The following is a 16,663-nucleotide window of genomic DNA, read 5'->3' on the forward strand; positions in this document are numbered from 1 at the left end:
GTTATTATGCCAATACATGAACGACGACAACACTTCCGTATCGAAGATTATATATACTTTAATTACCGAATTATGGAACCCGGGGAAATGTGTTCGGATAGAGCCGTTGTTGATGAATTATTGGGTAAAAATGGACAGCGCTATTTAGAAGCCTCACATTATTTTCAAAATATTGATTACGAGTTAGCTGAGCTCACCCAGGCAATTGCCCTAAAGGACCCGGCTTTAGCCCATTATCTTAATCTATTAAATACCAAAATAGACTATCTGTCTCGACAAATGTTGATGACAAATACCATTCAAATGCGTAAAGTAAACATTAGTCTTGGCGGCATGGCATTTAAAACAACAGAACTGATTAAAGAAAAAACCAATTTAAAGATGGTTATCTACACTAAGCCCAAAATGATCCCCATTATTTTGGAAGCAACTGTGGTTTACAGCCAATATCAAAGTGAACACCACTATCGTACTGCAGTGACATTTAATGGCCTAACCGATGAACAAGAGCAAATTTTATCCCAGCATATTTTGCTAGGACAAGTAAAAACCCGCTCCGACTAAAAGGTTACAAAATTAGTGAATACGCAGTAAACTACCTTCTTAAATTTAATAGGTCCCTAACCTTTGCGACCTATTAATTACATGAATCACTCCCCAAATATTCTACTTAAAGAAATATAACTGCTATATGAGGTAAAATTATGACTAGAATCATACATTGCTGTAAATTAAAGCGTGATGCTGAAGGTATGCTAAAAGCCCCCTTCCCTGGCGCTCTAGGTGAGCGAATTTTTAATGAAGTATCAAAAGAAGCCTGGAACATGTGGTTATCCCATCAAACCATGCTGATCAATGAATATCGCTTAAATCTGCTTGAACCCAGATCAAGAGAGTTTCTAAAAGAAGAAATGCAAAAATATTTCTTTGGCGAAGGCTCTGAAAAACCTGCTGGATATACTCCAAATTAATCCATTTTGGAAGATAAAAACCCAAATTGTTAAGTGGCCTCAGATTTTTTCATAAAAAATGAAATCAATGCTTGACTCTAAGGCCATATAAGGGTTTAATGCATCCCGTTGGGGCCAGATAGCTCAGTCGGTAGAGCAGAGGATTGAAAATCCTCGTGTCGGCGGTTCGATTCCGTCTCTGGCCACCATCAAAGTTAATCTCTCCTGGTGACTCCTTCCAACGTTTTTATTGCTCTTATTAATTTTTATTTAGCCATCAGACATCAATATCTCTTTTTTCCCTGCCAACTAATGCCATAAATTGCTCCCTAGCCCTCTCCTAATATTTATTAGCAGTAGCATTTGTCCAAAAGAGCACAAAGATCAAATATTGACCATAAAGGTGATTTTTAATATACTTGTATTGTATGTATTTTATTTCTAGGAGTGCAATTATGGCGGCAACAGAAGATCATCTAATCGATCTCACCTCATCCGACGCAAAAAAAATGACGGAAGATCAACAAATATATTTGCTCCGTGCAATTCTTGAGGATGCAAAACAAGTATTAAACCCAGAGCTCGCACGAGATAAAGAAATACATCAACTCATTTCTGACTGCCAAGAATCTCTTGAACTAGGAGGGATATTAAATGGGGCTAGAGATAATATAAACAAGTTAATAGCTTTTCTTGAACAACATGAAGGCGGACAACCGGTATTAGATCATTTTAAGAAAAATGGGGTCTATCGTATTTTATACCGTAATGCCAGAATGCGCGGTCAAGATGATCAAGGTGAATTAAAAGAGCTTCTTAATGCAGGTTTTATAGGTGTAGGTGTTTCTGCCGTACTCATTGCTTTTTTTGTAGCAACAACGCTTATTGGAGGCGCTCCTTTTTGGCTTACCGCCGTTTCTGCTGGACTTTTTACCGGTGCATCAGCCTATTTAAGTGGAATCCTGTATGGTGTAGTCAATGATCTTTTTGCAACTAAAGCTAATTTGCCCTACTTTCTTTTAGGTCATCAACGACAACAAAACAGTATGCTGCGTACTAATGATAAAGTCGCTCAAGGAATTGCCTGGGGTGTAGCAGCTACCTTTCCCCTCGTAGCAATGGCAGCCGTTGCTTTTACCGTAATAGCAACAACTACTGCTTTCTTTGTTCCACTTGCTACATTTGTGTTACCTGTCATGATGGTTGCCATGCCTTTAATTGCTGTGGGAGCTGACTTTTATGCTCAAAAAATGGCAAAGCAGCATGTAGAACAGCATGGTAAGAAATTATTTAATTTAAGCAGCCGCTTAAATGTTTATCAACATCAGGGACTGGACATCATGTGCCAAACGCAAGAAGAACTTGCTGCCTGGCTAGCTAATAGTGACCGCAATGTCTTTGGTTTTTATCGAGTTCCCTTTATTGGCCTGGGAGCATTAGTAGGCTTTGTAGGCTTAAGTGCTTTAAGTGCATTCATTCCGCCAGTACTTTTTGCCTCCCCCATTATCGCGATGGCTGTTCCGGCTGCTTTTGCTGGAGTTGCTGCATTAACGCTTGCTGTTGGTGGAATTTACACCTACGTTAATCGTAACAAGCAATTAGATGATCGTTATCGTTTAGAGTTTAGTGGAGAGCTAAAGCCAGGGTTATATCTTGAGGAAGACCAAGAATATATACAAACACTACTTCGCAAATATCCTAATCCTGCTGATGCTCCAGTCGCGGAAAAAACTACCGAAGTAACAGAAGAACCACAAGACGTACCTCATTTCGGCCCAGTAATTCAACTTCCTAGTTCCAGACCACCATCTGTAGGAAAACCTGAGGAAGAAAATCAGGATGAGAATGAGAATCACATAAAACCTAACACAATACCTTAGTCCGAAACACACTCTGAATGACTATGGCATTCCCTGTTTTTTTAAAAATTATCTACTATAGTTTTAAAGAACTAATTAGAATAATAACAAACGGGGGATGTCATGTTACGTCGATGGACTGCTGTCGCTTTATTATTTTGTACCCTCCCATGCTTTGCTGCTGATGAACGTGAAATAGCCATTACTATTGATGATTTACCCTTTGTAGGCTCAGGCACCAGCACTCCGGCGAGTTTAAAACGCACCCAAGATCGGTTTATGGCCATAGTGAAGGCTCTTGTTGATAATCAAGTTCCCGCTACAGGTTTTGTTATTGGTGGGGCGGTGGCCAAAAATGAATGGGATCTGTTAGAAACATTTCGTAATCAAGGCTTTGCTTTAGGAAACCATACTTATACGCATGACAGCCTAAACAGCATGAGCGCAAATAAATATATTGCGGATATTGAGCGAGCGGATGTGAAATTGGCTCCTGTAATGACGGAACCCAAATATTTTCGCTACCCTTATCTTGCGGAGGGAACTGGCGAAAAAAAACAGCAGGTAGTTAATTATTTGGCTGCGCATCAATACACCATTGCCCCAGTTACTATCGACAGTAAAGATTATGAGTTCAATGCCCAGTTTTATAGAATTCCCTATAGAAAAAGAGCACAAAATATTAATCAATTTAAAAAACGTTACTTAGCCTATATTTGGAAACAAACTCTGGCTGCTGAGCGAAGATCCAATAAGGTGAACGGACAACCTATAAAGCAAATATTACTTATCCATGCAAACCTATTAAACAGCTACTGTTTGGAAGACATCCTTGAGATGTATAAAAAGAATGGGTACAAATTTATCAGTCTTGCTGATGCATTAAGAGGAAATACAGCGCAGCCCTTAAATGCCAGTGCAGAAACTTCAAATCTTACGGAGCAAGCTCCAAAAGAGGCTGGGGTAAATAAGGTAGTACCTTAAGATTCATGAGCGCGCAATGTTTATGTTGATAAATCCTGCGCGCTAATAAGATTAAGAGGAGGAAACCTGAACTACTCTTGGAACGGCGTGCTTAGGTAATAACAGCCAATAATGTCCCGTATTCTTCATATGGCCAGCAATCGATGTAGCACGCTCCCCGCCACCCCAGAAAACATCTCCGCGAATCTTGCCGCGAATGGCCCCACCCGTATCTTGGGCAATCATTAAACGTTGCATAGGCTTGTTTGCATCGGGATTAAGGCTATCTGGACGTGTGGTATTCAGCCATAAGGGAGTTCCAAGTGGAATCCATTGCCTATCAACCGCGAGAGAATAACCAGGAGTTAACCATACACCTTGTGCCCCTAAAGCCACTCCCTGATTCATTTTGCGGAAAAATACAAAGGATTTGTTTTGGTTAATCACGGGATGCAATTGTTTTGGATGCTCGGTCAAATAGCGTTTAATTGCTTGCATGGACGCGTTATCTCGAGTCATCACTCCTTTTTTGATTAAAACACCCGCAATAGCTGTATAAGGGTGTCCATTTTGGGCATCATAACCAATGGAGAGACGTTCCCCATCCTCAAGTTCAATAAGTCCTGAACCTTGAATTTCTAAGAATAGTCGATCAATAGGGCTATTAATCCAAACTAAAACACGAGCTTTATCTTTCAAAGCTCCATTATTAATTTGAGCGCGTGTATAATAAGGAACAAGCTGTTTTTTTACCAAGCGTCCGACAATACGACGATTTTTTAATTCTCCGGAAAACATTCCTAAATCAGAGGTAATTAAATCATCTGGTGTTTCATATAAAGGCACACTAAACTCCTTAGATTTAGTATAACTGCCCTTGATTGTTGGTACATAATAACCAGTAAATAAGCCAGGCCCAGCATCGGGATCAAAAAACTCAACCGGCTGAAACCATTCCTCAAAAAATGACTTCGCTGATTTATCAGTGACTGAATTAATGCTTAAAGCAGCAGCGCAGGCAGGTTGCCAGTCTTTTACTTGCAGCTCAATATGATCTGTTCCAACTACTTGTTCGGGATTTTGTTTCACAAAAGCACGGCAAGAAACTTGGAACGTCGATAATGATCGCTTCAAATCAGCAGACATCCATCCAGGAAGTTGGCTAAAGTTAACGGGCTTAAACATAGATGCGGTTTTTTGCGGCTCTACAGGCTGTTTAAGCGGCTTGGACGGCCAAAACCACCAGGCGGTTGTACCTAATGCGGCAATGGCGACAAATAATGATGTATAAAGTATTTTCGTTTTCATGGAGGGCAATTTTTACACGTTATGGAAAATAATGCAACTAAAATATGGTTATTTTTAAACCAGATTATGGCCTATAGCTTTACAAAGATCAAGAGTATACCCCATCAACCAATTGATTTCATTTGTTTTATTGGGTAAAACCCCTCCACAGATCCTAAATAACGCCAACTACTTCTGCCTAAGCGAATTAAGTGCTCATTACCCACGCAACTGGCCAATGCACCTGAACTAATAAATCGAATCTGTAAAAAAGAAACTGGTGCCCCCTCCTCCTGTGAAGCGACAGAAATCCGGTAATGGTGGCTTGCACGTTTTCGTCCTTGCTCATAAACCACTAAACAAGGGAATGAACCTAGATCTTCAAGAAGGTATTGGTAATCCAATTCTCCATCCTTAAAAGAGCAACCTTGATGCTGCAACAATTCTTTCAAAACGCGATTGGCGTAGTCTTGGTGACGTAAACAGTCTGAAGCAAGCGTCGAATGCTTTTGAGCCAAATGAAGAGCCACCGCTTCTAACTGATAAAAACGCTGATGTAAGGCCTCTTGATGATTGGTTGCTTTGAAATATAACAGTAAATGTTGCATGGAGCTTACTACCAATAAACTTATTACTGCGGTTATCAGTAAGACGATTAGAAAAATAAATCCTTGCTGCTGTCTTTTCATGAGCTGCGAACCGTAACCGTAATATGCTGTTTTTTTCCCTCTGCAAGCCCTAAGGTTACCTGTATGACAGAAACTCCGTGTCGGCGCTCGCGTCGACTATACAAGGACTTAATTATTGAGCTAACCTCTTCTGACTGACCCAATTGATAAAACAACGCTGGCTCCCCTTGGGAGTTTTTCTTAATAAACCAAAGCTCCTCCCAATATTCACCAATATAAACGCTTCTCGCATAGTTAAACTGTAATGGTTTATCTAAAGTAATTAAAACGCCTTTAGCATGAGGCCTCATCGTGAAGCTTTGCAGTATTTCTGCATGTTCGCAATCAGCAATAATTAAGGGGCGTTTTTTGTTAAATGAGGTAGCGTATGGTACAAGAATATGGCTAGGACTGGGGAGGTTTATCACCTCCGCAAACTGCTCATGCATGCGATTTATCCGCAGCAAGTGCCGTGGGCCATTTTCAATTTGCAGGCCAGGGACTAGTTTTCCTTGCTTTTGCAGGTGTAATTGATCGATACCTACACATGGGGTAAAACCTGCTCGACGAATACTGTCACTCAATAAATCATTGACCCAACGAAGATCAAAATGAGTAGCCAATAGAGTTTCCATCTCAATATATGCCTGCTTACTTTGAGAATAAAACTGCATGAGCAAGGACATGATAAGACTTGATAGAAAGAGGCCGATTAATACTTCTGATAAACTAATTCCGGCTTGTTTCTTCATCAGGAACCAGCCCATGTCAGATGATGACGCGTAAGCACATTAGCTTTATTAGCATGATGGATCTGCAATAATGTGCCTTGAGAAGTATATTCAATCTGTACCTGGTAAAAAGGAGGGGGATCCGGAAGTTGCTGCCTCTGAGCTAATAAGGCCTCATCAACTTGATCTAAAAACTGGGAGCTTTGTTCATGTCCAATTAACTGCTGAAGTAATTGCCTACTTTGCCATTGCTGTTGCAGTAAGGATAAGGCAACCATTGTCACAAGCAACAACGATGCCAGCACTTCGACAAGGGAAAATCCCTTTTGCTGATTCATTCCATAATTCCTGAGGTTGGTTAGCTTGCGCAGAATAGCGTTCTAATCATTAAAATTCAAGCAGCTGCTTCTGCATAATATTGGCTTAATCTTTCTCCAGTAGAATGTTTCCGCTCACAATTTGTGAGGGTAATGAAGCAGAGCTGTTAAGCCAGCATTGAGGAGTGAGGTTAGCTTTTTTACTGGATTCATAGCCTCAAAGTGCTGCTACTCAACAAAGCTTTCGAAATTTAGCCTTATTAGGGGCATTTATTTTTTAGGTGTTTTTATGAGCAAAGTTGTCATTGTTGGCGCAGGACCTATTGGATTATATCTTGCCTATAAATTAAAAAGAAAAGGAATCACCGCCACCATTTTTGACCCACGTGCTGGCGTTTATGTTCGCCCAGGTCATGTGAATAGGGAAGATATGAGAAAAGTGTTGGACGAAATAAATGAAAATATGCCCCTAACAAAACGAGTCCATATTAAAGACATTGAACGTGTGCTTTATAATAAAATTGAACAGCTTCACATTCCTGTGGAAAAAAAATCGTTTATTCGACTAAGTACAGAAGGCAAAGGCATTATTGTTGCGAATGATGAAAAAGTAGAAGAGTTCATCGAATGCGACTTTGTCTTTGATTGTTCCGGTTCCAAACGAACTGTAGTGAATGCGGTTAATAGCGAGATTTCTCCAGCACCCTTTACCATAAAGCCTATTGTTTCAGAAGTTAATGTAAAAAATAATTTTCTTGCTTATGTTACTATGAGCGAGAGTCAACAACGGGTGATTGACCTATTTGAAAATAAAGCCAACACTTTTAGACCTGACCGTGAAGAACCCCTTGCTTATGCACGAATAATAGAGCAATTACGCGCATTAGGCTGGAAAGAGTTTGGTTATCCTAAATACTATAGTGTTAGCTTTGGCCATGAAAAAGTATGCATCTATATGGAGGCACCAGATAATTTACCCCGAGAACTGCAAAATACTTGGGTTGAAACTGTGCTTCGCACCATGTCAGGGGTTGACTCTATTTCTTTCCAGCAATTACCCTCCTTCAGAAAACCTCGTTTTAATCAATTTCAGGTCTATCCTCAGGAAGTTCGAGAGGTGGCCTTTGAACAGAAAGGCAAACCGACTGTACTCCCCTTCGGCGATGCACAGATGGAGCCACATCACCGCTTAGCCCTAGGATTGAAGTCAGGTATGAGAAGAGTAGATATATTTATTGAACATATTGAAGAATATAAGAAGCATATTGCTTATTTTGATGCTCAAGAATATTTTGGCTTGATTAAGAAAAGCCTCGAAGACCATAGAAACCAAGTGGTTGAGCTTTTTGCAGACCGTGCAGAATATCATGGAAACTGGTTAGAACAGGCAGAAAAACATTACAGCGAAGCGATTCAAAAAGCGAAAAAACAACAACAGCCAACAATCAACTTTGAAAAAACGCTCGTGGAAATTAGAGCACGGATTAAATATAAAGAAGCACAAAAACTTTTGGCAGAACTTGGCAGCGCCGATGAAATCATTCATCATGCCAAAACTACTCCTGAGCAAGTAAAATTTCATTTATCCACCATATATGCCCTCCTACAGCAAATAAAGGCAGACCTACCTGAATCATTTGTCGAAGAACATGCGAAACTAGTACAAAATTTCACGTTCTTAGCCAATATATGGAAAGAACTAGGAAATCATTATTTTAAAAAGCTATTATTTAAATCAGCGAAGTCAATGTATGAAGAAGGTGTAGCTATTTTTGCAACTGGAACACATCAAGAAACAAACGCGTTACAAGAACTAACTCTTTATTCCAATTTAATTATTAGCAAACGTAAGTTAGGCGAAAATACAGACATTATTGCACTTGGTAAAAAAGCATTATCAAAATATACCTTAACTTCCGACATCATGGTGATTAGCAGAAAAATTCTGGCTAACTTGTTTATTTGTGCAGAAGAACTGCAGCAAGAGCAAACACTTACCAATGAGGCACTTAGGATGCAAGTACTCGAATTTTCCGAGCTGTATCCTGAATTAATTGATGAAAGCATGGAGAAGAATCTAACGGATTCCGGTAATACGGCAAATTACCTTAAGGAGTTTGGGATGTTTAAACATAAGGCAGGAGCACCCATGAGCCTCAAAAAAGAAGTATCTTTTGCTCCTGGTAAATCAATTTAACTTATTATTAGAGAGGGAGCCATTTCGTACCAAGATTAGCTCCCTCAACGCGCGAGAGAAGGTTTTCCAAGCCTGGTGGCCCTCTCACGCGTGACATAACGCATTGCCTTAGGTAATATAAAAATCAATTACTTAGCAAGGAATGTTTTATGGTAGTTAATTATCAAGAAGTACCCCATCCAGGAATACGCTCTTTAGTACCTTATAAACCCGGTAAATCCATTGAAGAACTGGCTCGGGAGAAAGGAATTAGCAATATTATTAAATTAGCCAGTAATGAAAATCCTTTAGGATGTAGTCCAAAGGCTTTAGCAGCCTTCCGTGATATGTCACCGCATGTATTGGCAATGTACCCCTCCCCAGCGAATCACCCATTAATTCCAAAATTAGCGCAAAAGCATCAAGTAAATGCGAGTCAAATTTTTGTTAGTAATGGCTCCGATTACATCTACACCATTCTTTTAAATTCATTCGTATTGCATCATGACAAACACATCCTTGTTCATGATTATGCCTTCAGTACTTATGCTATTCAGGCACAAACCTTAAATATTCCTGTTCATTCTGTTGCCATTCATGATGATTGGCATGTTAATATCACGGCCATTATTGAAGCATGCACTCCCAAAACGGGTATTATTTTTTTAGCTAATCCTAATAATCCGACTGGAGTACTTATCAACCAACAAGAAATACTACATTTACTTAATAGTATTCCTGAAAGCACCCTACTCGTTATTGATGAAGCCTATTATGAATTTGCAGCATCGCATTATAATAATGACAGTGTGGACTGGTTAGCGAAACATCCAAACCTAATCATTACACGCACTTTTTCTAAAATCTACGGCTTAGCCGGATTGCGTTTAGGCTATGCTTTGGCTCATCCTTCTATTGTTGATATTATGCAGCGAGTGCAGCTCCCCTTTACCGTCAATCAAGTCGCATTAACTGCCGCGCATGCAGCCTTAGATGATCATGATTTTCTCCAGTTAAGCCTGAAAATTAATGCTGAGGGAATGGAACAAATGCGTGCAGGCCTTGAGGACTTAGATTTAGAATACTTACCTTCTGCCTGTAATTTCCTCACCTTTAACTGTAAAGATGATGGTATGTCGCTCTATAATTATCTTTTAGACAAAGGTATCATAGTCCGACCACTTCATCCCTATAAAATGAATAATTACATCCGAGTAACTATTGGTACTCAAGAGCAAAACGCTCGTTTTCTTGAGGCTCTAAAAAGTTACTATCGTTAAGGAGTTAAAATGACTAGTGATCTAAGTAGCAAACATTGTGAATCATGTGAAGGAATTGGGGCTGCATTAACTGCAGAGCAAGTTAAAAATTTGCTGCCTCAATTAAATAAACAGTGGAAAGTTAGTGCAGACAACCGCATTATTCGCCGTGAGTTATCCTTTAAAGATTTTTACGAAACTATGGCTTTTGTGAATGCCTTAGCTTGGATAGCAAACGTTGAAAACCATCATCCTGATTTAGAAGTTGGTTATAACTATTGTCATGTAAGTTTTATGACCCATGCCTTGGATGGTTTAAGCCATAACGACTTTATTTGTGCTGCAAAATTAGACAAATTATTATTAGATTAATATACAACAAATAATTATTTAATATACAACAAATAATCATTGCCATAGAGAATTCTTTCTGTGGCAAGATAAATATCTAATATTTCTTAATAAAAACATATTGATCAAAAATTAAATGTAGCGCATTATATGAATTCTATATATTAATATTTTATTCGATATGCCCTCATCACATACAAATACTACTCATACTGGTTCTGTCGATCTAATCGGCGACTTACTTTTTACAGCTCGCTACATTCCCAAGGCTTTATTAACTCTTTCTTTATACTCCCTTACTGGCGCAGTTTCAGGATGGAGTTCTACTTATGTGTTTAAAGAGTCGTGGAATAATTATGCGCAGGCTAATCCGCATATTATTGATCCCAATAGCCAATATGCTGCTCAAGATGAAAAATATTTACATTTTTCCCGTAGCAAACAATTTAATCAAGTAACACCAACCATTGATGAAGCAATCCCTGCCTACGCCGCAATGCTTGGAGCTTGCACCGGAGGTTTTTTTGCAGCCCAGAGGATTATAGGTGACTTTAAACGGGAATTAGAGGAAGAGCGAATTACCCGAAGTTTAAATATAGTATAACCCTGATTAGGATCTACAATATTTTACTCACTAACGGTTAAGGTGATGGGTACTAAAACCTTATTTGACTACCTTTAAATAAAAGCCTGATTGCGAGCAACCAGGCACCATTTCGCTTAACGGATTCGATAGTTTCCACTATCCGTACACAAATCGGCTACCGCATGGACAAGGCTAGATACTGGTCGAGTGAATATGCCAACAATACTTAATAAAGGATTAAGTATTGCTGCAAAAAGTGCCGATACACAATGGCAAAAATGCTCTTTCGCATGCTCCCATCGAGTTATAGCTCTTGAGGTTGGATGATCGGTCTGAAAACCTTTAGGAGAAACACTACTAGCCCATAGTTGGCCAGCCGCAATTAATGAGGTCAGACAATTTAATGCAGAAATTGCTGCATCAAGCAAAAAAGAAGGAGCGGCAATCAAATCCATTATCGGACGGCCTACGTAAATTAAAAAATCTGAATGCTTATAATGGCGTGATTGTATAGGACTCAATAACGCATTAAAGCGGATCTTTGTGGAACTAAACATACCATACTCAGTTACTAAAGTAGGATGTATTACTCTTTCAGACATTTATAAACTCCAAAATAAAGCGATTACAGATTAGGGGTCTTCCATTGCGTTACCTAAGTCAAAATGACTATACAGTTAACCTTAATACCTCATTACCGCACGTTCCTCGCCAAGCAAGTTAGTTAAAAGTCCTAATAATTCATCACTAGGTTCGACATACCATTGCTTTGCTAAACTTAGCTGTGCCTTTGCATGCTCATTAGTATACGCAAACTGTACCGCACAACTACCGGCATGGCCTTTTAAAATAGTTTGAATTGAGGGCAGTAGACTTTGATGTTCTGATTTTAAACGTAACTCCAAACAACGAGCAAATCTTGAGCGTGCGGAGGGCACATTATACAGAACATTAGCCGTCATTTTAACCCCACCACTAAAATCATCGTGAGCTACCTCACCTTCCACTACGAGCATATCTCCTGTAGCTAGAGGCGAAGTAAATGATTCAAATACCTCGCCAAAAACCACCACATCCATCCTGGCAGTTGAATCATCCATCCCAATAATTACCAGTTTTTTGCCACGCTTGGTAATAATCTTACGGATCGCTGAAACTTGGGCACAAATAACTGCTTTTTTATGTAACGAGGGATTTAATTGACTCAGAGGCACTATAAAATCTATAAATTCACGACGATATTGATCCGCGGGATGGCCAGTTAAGTAAAAGCCTAAAACCTCCCGCTCACCATCTAATCGCTGTCCTTCGGTCCATGGTTTGCATTCTACGTATTCTTGATTACTGGCATCATCTTCTAATATAGAAAATAAATCGAATTGGCCACTGGATTGGTTTTGATGCTCTTTTTCAGCAACTTTGAGCGCCTTTTCCAAAGAGGCGGTCAGCACTGCCCGCTCAACCTTCCAGACATCAAAGGCACCACTTTTAATTAAGGCCTCAAGTACTCGGCGATTTACTTTGCGTAAGTCCAATCGTTGGCAAAAACTGTATAAATCCGTATAGATTCCTTGAGCTGCGCGCTCCTGGGTAATGCAATCAATAGCATTCTCCCCTACCCCTTTGATTGCACCTAGACCATAGACTATGGTGGTGTCATCAGTTACCGTAAAATGATACATCGATTGATTAATTAAGGGAGGTAGCACCGTTAATTTCATGTGCGCGCATTCATCGATAAAGGTTACGACTTTATCAGTGTTATCCATATCCGAAGACATTACTGCGGCCATAAAGGCAGCTGGATAATGAGCTTTGAGCCAAGCCGTTTGATAGGCAACTAAAGCATAGGCTGCGGAGTGCGATTTGTTAAAACCATAGCCTGCAAATTTTTCCATTAAGTCGAAAATGTAGGTTGCAACTTTTTCATCTACCCCGCGCGCGGTAGCTCCCTCGGTAAAAATTTCCCGTTGCTTGGCCATCTCTTCGGGCTTTTTCTTACCCATTGCACGACGTAATAAATCCGCAGCACCTAATGTGTAATTCGCAAGTACCTGGGCAATCTGCATCACCTGTTCTTGATATAAGATAACCCCATAGGTGGGTTTTAAAATAGGTTCCAGATCCGGGTGAGGATAATCAACCGCGGCACGCCCATGCTTACGATCAATAAAGTCATCCACCATTCCTGATTGCAAAGGTCCGGGGCGGAATAAAGCCACCAATGCGATGATGTCTTCAAAACAGTCCGGTTGTAAACGACCGATCAATTCTTTCATTCCGCGGGATTCTAGCTGGAATACAGCAGTTGTTTTACACGCTTTAAGCAAGTCAAAGGTAGCTTCATCGTCCGTAGGGATTTGGCTAATATCAATTGCGGGTAGGCCATTTTTTTCATTTTGCTTATTTACGGTAGCTAAAGCCCAATCAATAATGGTCAGCGTTCTTAAACCTAAAAAGTCAAATTTCACCAACCCTGCCGCTTCAACATCATCCTTATCAAACTGGCTTACAATTTGCGTGGAGCCCTCTTCACAATAAATTGCTGTAAAATCAGTCAGTAAGGAAGGGGCAATAACCACGCCTCCTGCGTGCTTTCCAGCATTTCGAGTAATTCCCTCTAGTTTCAGAGCTAAATCAATTAGCTCTTTAACTTCTTCCTCCTCCTGATAGCGGCGCTCGAGTTCTGGCTCCTGTTCCATTGCCTTACTTAAGGTGATTCCAATTTCAAAAGGAATTAGTTTGGCAAGCTTATCCACAAAACCGTAGGGATGACCTAAAACGCGCCCTACATCACGTACAACCGCTTTTGCGGCCATGGTACCAAATGTAATAATCTGTGACACACTTTGGCGACCGTATTTTTCGGCCACATAGTCAATAACTCGATCACGACCTTCCATACAAAAATCGATATCAAAGTCAGGCATGGAAACCCGCTCGGGGTTCAAAAAGCGCTCGAAAAGTAATTCATACTCTAAGGGATCAAGGTCTGTAATTTTTAAGGCATAAGCGACTAGAGAGCCCGCTCCAGATCCCCTTCCTGGACCAACGGGTACGCCATTAAGTTTGGCCCACTGAATAAAATCCGCAACAATAAGAAAGTAACCGGGAAACCCCATGTTATTAATTACATCAAGCTCAATTTGCAAACGCTTGTCGTACTCGCCGCGTTTGGCGGCTAACTCTTCTGCGGATTTGTTTTTGAATATTTGCCCTAAACGCTCTTCTAAACCAACTCGGGAGAGATGCGATAAATAATCCTCCACCGTAGAACCATCTGGAATGGGGAAATTCGGCAGGTAGTTGTTGCCTAAATCCAGTTTTACCGTACAACGCTTACTGATTTCTACTGTATTTTGAATAGCAGAAGGCAAATCGGCAAATAAGGCCTCCATTTCTTCTGCTGAGCGTAAGTACTGCTGAGCGCTATATTGCTTACTACGGCGCGGATCCGCTAAGGTGTACCCATCATGAATACAAACTCGCGCTTCATGGGCATCAAAATCTTCCGCATCGATAAATCGCACATCATTAGTTGCCACAAGCGGCAATTGCAATTCATCAGCTAAAGCAATTAATTGTTCATTATATTGAACTTCATCAGATCTTCCCGTGCGTTGGATTTCTAAATAGAAACGATTGGGAAAAAGACTTTGCCAATGGCGAGCACGGTTTTTAGCTAACTCTAAATCATTAGCCAGTAAAGCTTGCCCTATATCGCCAAACTTACCACCAGACAAAGCAATTAAACCTGTAGAGTATTCTTCAATCCATTGGTTCTGCACACGTGGCTTACCTTGATGCTGTCCCTCTTGGTAGGCTTTAGAAACTAAACAGGTTAAATTTTTATAGCCTTCTCCATTAAGACATAGAAGTACTAAGGATGAAATGCGCTCAGGCTGTAGAGGGTCATGGCAAGGAAGATCGCTGCCGATAATCGGTTTAATTCCAGAATCTAATGCAGACTTGTATAATTTTACCGCAGCAAATAAATTGCAATGATCGGTAACCGCAACGGAGCACATTCCCCTGGAGGGTAATGCCTTCATTAATGGCTTAATTCGCACAAGACCATCAACTAATGAAAATTCCGTGTGAACGCGCAGGTGAACGAAACGTTGTTGCATAGATGAATAAACTCAATCGCCGGTTTTTAATCTAGGCCGATTTTAACGTAATTATTGCCGGGGATCAAAAGCGTCCCTCACTGCATCCGCAAATAAGTTAATTGCCAGTACCAACAAAAACATAAAGATAAAAGCTGCTAACATTGGCCACCAAACTACAGGATCACGAGCCAACTCAAGACGTGCGCTGTTAATCATATTTCCCCAGCTGATTGTCATCGGTGAAACCCCGACCCCCACATAAGAGAGCAAAGCTTCTGCCATAACCAGGAAGCTAAAATCCAAAACTAGCGTAATCACTACGATATGCATCACATTAGGTAATAAATGTTTGCGTAAAATAGTAAACCAATTAGACCCTAAAGCTCGAGCCGCCAAAACATAATCAACCTCACGCAATTTTAAGGCTTCGGCTCGTAAAAGGCGGCATAGGCTAGTCCAACTGGTTACCCCTAAAATCAAGCATAAGGCAAGCAAACGGGCATCCGCACTTTGTGCCAATGTAGGAAATTGTTCTGGGTGGTTGGCAATGTAGGTTTGTAGTGACAAAACCGATGCGGTAATTAACAATACTCCCGGAATAGAACTTAATGTAGTGTAGACATATTGAATAATATCATCTGCTAAACCGCCAAAATATCCGGCCACTACTCCAAAAAATAAAGCCAGAGGCAGCATAAAAAGCGTGGTTAATAAACCAATGACTAAACCTGTGCGAATACTTTTTATCGTGAAATAAAAAATATCTTGCCCGATTTGCCCTGTTCCAAAAACATGGAAAACTCGGGATAGTTGATAACCATAAACGATAAAAAAGCTAAGCAAACTTAATGTTATTATCACACTAAGGTTTGTGGCGCTGAAATGACAATATGGCTTAATACCACATAGGTACCGATAAAGAATGATTATGCCGGTAAATACTAATCCAACGACCAGACACCATTGCAGTGCATACCAAGCTTCATTTTTAATAATTTTTTCTTTTTCGGCCTCTGTGCTTACCCATTTCGCTGGATAATTTAAACGTGGATAAACCTGGGTAACAACGCCATTAACAAGTACAGTATCGGTTACAAATTGGTATAAAGCTAAGGGAGCTGAATAAGTTTTTTCACTAATTTCATCAATTGGCGATAAAAGCTTATCCAGTACTGATATAGCGGACTCAGACTGATTCTTAGCTTGAAAATGAATTGAATCTAATACACCAATAGTGATAAATGCTAAAAGAATAATGCCGGCACTTACGGCAATTGGTCGATGCAGGATCATAGAGAAAGAACGACGAATATGCTGTTTACGCAGGCTCAATAAAATAGTAACTATTCCCAATACCAGGAGGATGAGAAAACATTTATCGGTCCATAGAAATTCAAATGTCAT

Annotated in this window: 15 protein-coding genes and 1 tRNA gene; 9 read left to right on the forward strand and 7 right to left on the reverse strand. The window is 40.1% G+C overall.

The features are described 5' to 3' along the window. Positions 1-6: 6 nt before the first annotated feature. From BN3124_RS14955 to BN3124_RS14975, 5 genes are all read left to right on the forward strand, one after another. Positions 7-564 carry a PilZ domain-containing protein gene (locus tag BN3124_RS14955; RefSeq protein ID WP_058535562.1) on the forward strand — a complete coding sequence of 186 codons (558 nt, stop codon included), beginning with the start codon at positions 7-9 and terminating at the stop codon, positions 562-564. A 140-nt stretch (positions 565-704) separates the two neighbouring features. Next, on the forward strand, positions 705-971 hold the full coding sequence (locus BN3124_RS14960) for an oxidative damage protection protein (protein WP_058535563.1): 267 nt from the start codon (positions 705-707) through the stop codon (positions 969-971). 112 nt (positions 972-1,083) lie between these two features. Continuing rightward, positions 1,084-1,159, forward strand: a tRNA-Phe gene (locus BN3124_RS14965). 246 nt (positions 1,160-1,405) lie between these two features. Next, on the forward strand, positions 1,406-2,830 hold the full coding sequence (locus tag BN3124_RS14970) for a hypothetical protein (RefSeq protein WP_058535564.1): 1,425 nt from the start codon (positions 1,406-1,408) through the stop codon (positions 2,828-2,830). Between the two features lie 102 nt (positions 2,831-2,932). Continuing rightward, complete coding sequence (locus BN3124_RS14975; RefSeq protein WP_058535565.1) at positions 2,933-3,793, forward strand: polysaccharide deacetylase family protein; 861 nt, start codon at positions 2,933-2,935, stop codon at positions 3,791-3,793. Positions 3,794-3,844: 51 nt separating this feature from the next. On the opposite strand, the gene mltA is transcribed toward BN3124_RS14975, so the two are convergent. The 4 genes from mltA to BN3124_RS14995 all read right to left on the reverse strand — a co-directional run bounded on the left by mltA (position 3,845) and on the right by BN3124_RS14995 (position 6,796). Beyond that, complete coding sequence (mltA, locus tag BN3124_RS14980) at positions 3,845-5,080, reverse strand: murein transglycosylase A (RefSeq protein ID WP_058535566.1); 1,236 nt, start codon at positions 5,078-5,080, stop codon at positions 3,845-3,847. A gap of 104 nt (positions 5,081-5,184) precedes the next feature. Further along, positions 5,185-5,748 (reverse strand): hypothetical protein, encoded by a 564-nt coding sequence (locus tag BN3124_RS14985; protein ID WP_058535567.1) that lies wholly within the window; start codon positions 5,746-5,748, stop codon positions 5,185-5,187. Then, positions 5,745-6,479 (reverse strand): PilW family protein, encoded by a 735-nt coding sequence (locus BN3124_RS14990; protein ID WP_058535568.1) that lies wholly within the window; start codon positions 6,477-6,479, stop codon positions 5,745-5,747. The genes BN3124_RS14985 and BN3124_RS14990 overlap by 4 nt, the downstream gene beginning before the upstream one ends. Beyond that, the gene (locus tag BN3124_RS14995) at positions 6,479-6,796 is read right to left on the reverse strand and encodes a type IV pilus modification PilV family protein (protein WP_058535569.1); all 318 of its coding nucleotides are present in this window, start codon (positions 6,794-6,796) and stop codon (positions 6,479-6,481) included. The genes BN3124_RS14990 and BN3124_RS14995 overlap by 1 nt, the downstream gene beginning before the upstream one ends. Positions 6,797-7,064: 268 nt before the next feature. On the opposite strand from BN3124_RS14995, the gene BN3124_RS15000 reads away from it, so the two are divergent. From BN3124_RS15000 to BN3124_RS15015, 4 genes are all read left to right on the forward strand, one after another. Beyond that, on the forward strand, positions 7,065-8,972 hold the full coding sequence (locus BN3124_RS15000) for an FAD-dependent oxidoreductase (protein WP_058535570.1): 1,908 nt from the start codon (positions 7,065-7,067) through the stop codon (positions 8,970-8,972). Positions 8,973-9,121: 149 nt separating this feature from the next. Then, on the forward strand, positions 9,122-10,231 hold the full coding sequence (gene hisC, locus BN3124_RS15005; RefSeq protein WP_058535571.1) for a histidinol-phosphate transaminase: 1,110 nt from the start codon (positions 9,122-9,124) through the stop codon (positions 10,229-10,231). 9 nt (positions 10,232-10,240) lie between these two features. After that, positions 10,241-10,582, forward strand: coding sequence for a 4a-hydroxytetrahydrobiopterin dehydratase (locus BN3124_RS15010; protein WP_058535572.1), 342 nt, complete (start codon positions 10,241-10,243; stop codon positions 10,580-10,582). A gap of 160 nt (positions 10,583-10,742) precedes the next feature. Further along, on the forward strand, positions 10,743-11,165 hold the full coding sequence (locus BN3124_RS15015) for a hypothetical protein (protein ID WP_058535573.1): 423 nt from the start codon (positions 10,743-10,745) through the stop codon (positions 11,163-11,165). Between the two features lie 116 nt (positions 11,166-11,281). On the opposite strand, the gene BN3124_RS15020 is transcribed toward BN3124_RS15015, so the two are convergent. The 3 genes from BN3124_RS15020 to BN3124_RS15030 all read right to left on the reverse strand — a co-directional run bounded on the left by BN3124_RS15020 (position 11,282) and on the right by BN3124_RS15030 (position 16,663). Continuing rightward, positions 11,282-11,749: a hypothetical protein gene (locus tag BN3124_RS15020; RefSeq protein ID WP_058535574.1), complete on the reverse strand. Its 468-nt coding sequence runs from the start codon at positions 11,747-11,749 to the stop codon at positions 11,282-11,284. Between the two features lie 81 nt (positions 11,750-11,830). Next, the gene (gene dnaE, locus BN3124_RS15025) at positions 11,831-15,277 is read right to left on the reverse strand and encodes a DNA polymerase III subunit alpha (protein ID WP_058535575.1); all 3,447 of its coding nucleotides are present in this window, start codon (positions 15,275-15,277) and stop codon (positions 11,831-11,833) included. A gap of 51 nt (positions 15,278-15,328) precedes the next feature. Beyond that, positions 15,329-16,663 (reverse strand): ABC transporter permease, encoded by a 1,335-nt coding sequence (locus BN3124_RS15030; RefSeq protein ID WP_058535576.1) that lies wholly within the window; start codon positions 16,661-16,663, stop codon positions 15,329-15,331.

Origin of the sequence: Legionella saoudiensis, from assembly GCF_001465875.1 — a bacterium.
Classification (GTDB): Bacteria; Pseudomonadota; Gammaproteobacteria; order Legionellales; family Legionellaceae; genus Legionella; species Legionella saoudiensis.

Excerpts from the sequence above, each read along its gene's own strand:
- BN3124_RS14955 (WP_058535562.1), top strand. The coding sequence starts at position 7 with ATGCCAATACATGAACGACGACAACACTTCCGTATCGAAGATTATATA.
- BN3124_RS14960 (WP_058535563.1), top strand. The coding sequence starts at position 705 with ATGACTAGAATCATACATTGCTGTAAATTAAAGCGTGATGCTGAAGGT.
- BN3124_RS14970 (WP_058535564.1), top strand. The coding sequence starts at position 1,406 with ATGGCGGCAACAGAAGATCATCTAATCGATCTCACCTCATCCGACGCA.
- BN3124_RS14975 (WP_058535565.1), top strand. The coding sequence starts at position 2,933 with ATGTTACGTCGATGGACTGCTGTCGCTTTATTATTTTGTACCCTCCCA.
- mltA (WP_058535566.1), bottom strand. The coding sequence starts at position 5,080 with ATGAAAACGAAAATACTTTATACATCATTATTTGTCGCCATTGCCGCA.
- BN3124_RS14985 (WP_058535567.1), bottom strand. The coding sequence starts at position 5,748 with ATGAAAAGACAGCAGCAAGGATTTATTTTTCTAATCGTCTTACTGATA.
- BN3124_RS14990 (WP_058535568.1), bottom strand. The coding sequence starts at position 6,479 with ATGAAGAAACAAGCCGGAATTAGTTTATCAGAAGTATTAATCGGCCTC.
- BN3124_RS14995 (WP_058535569.1), bottom strand. The coding sequence starts at position 6,796 with ATGAATCAGCAAAAGGGATTTTCCCTTGTCGAAGTGCTGGCATCGTTG.
- BN3124_RS15000 (WP_058535570.1), top strand. The coding sequence starts at position 7,065 with ATGAGCAAAGTTGTCATTGTTGGCGCAGGACCTATTGGATTATATCTT.
- hisC (WP_058535571.1), top strand. The coding sequence starts at position 9,122 with ATGGTAGTTAATTATCAAGAAGTACCCCATCCAGGAATACGCTCTTTA.
- BN3124_RS15010 (WP_058535572.1), top strand. The coding sequence starts at position 10,241 with ATGACTAGTGATCTAAGTAGCAAACATTGTGAATCATGTGAAGGAATT.
- BN3124_RS15015 (WP_058535573.1), top strand. The coding sequence starts at position 10,743 with ATGCCCTCATCACATACAAATACTACTCATACTGGTTCTGTCGATCTA.
- BN3124_RS15020 (WP_058535574.1), bottom strand. The coding sequence starts at position 11,749 with ATGTCTGAAAGAGTAATACATCCTACTTTAGTAACTGAGTATGGTATG.
- dnaE (WP_058535575.1), bottom strand. The coding sequence starts at position 15,277 with ATGCAACAACGTTTCGTTCACCTGCGCGTTCACACGGAATTTTCATTA.
- BN3124_RS15030 (WP_058535576.1), bottom strand. The coding sequence starts at position 16,663 with ATGACATTTGAATTTCTATGGACCGATAAATGTTTTCTCATCCTCCTG.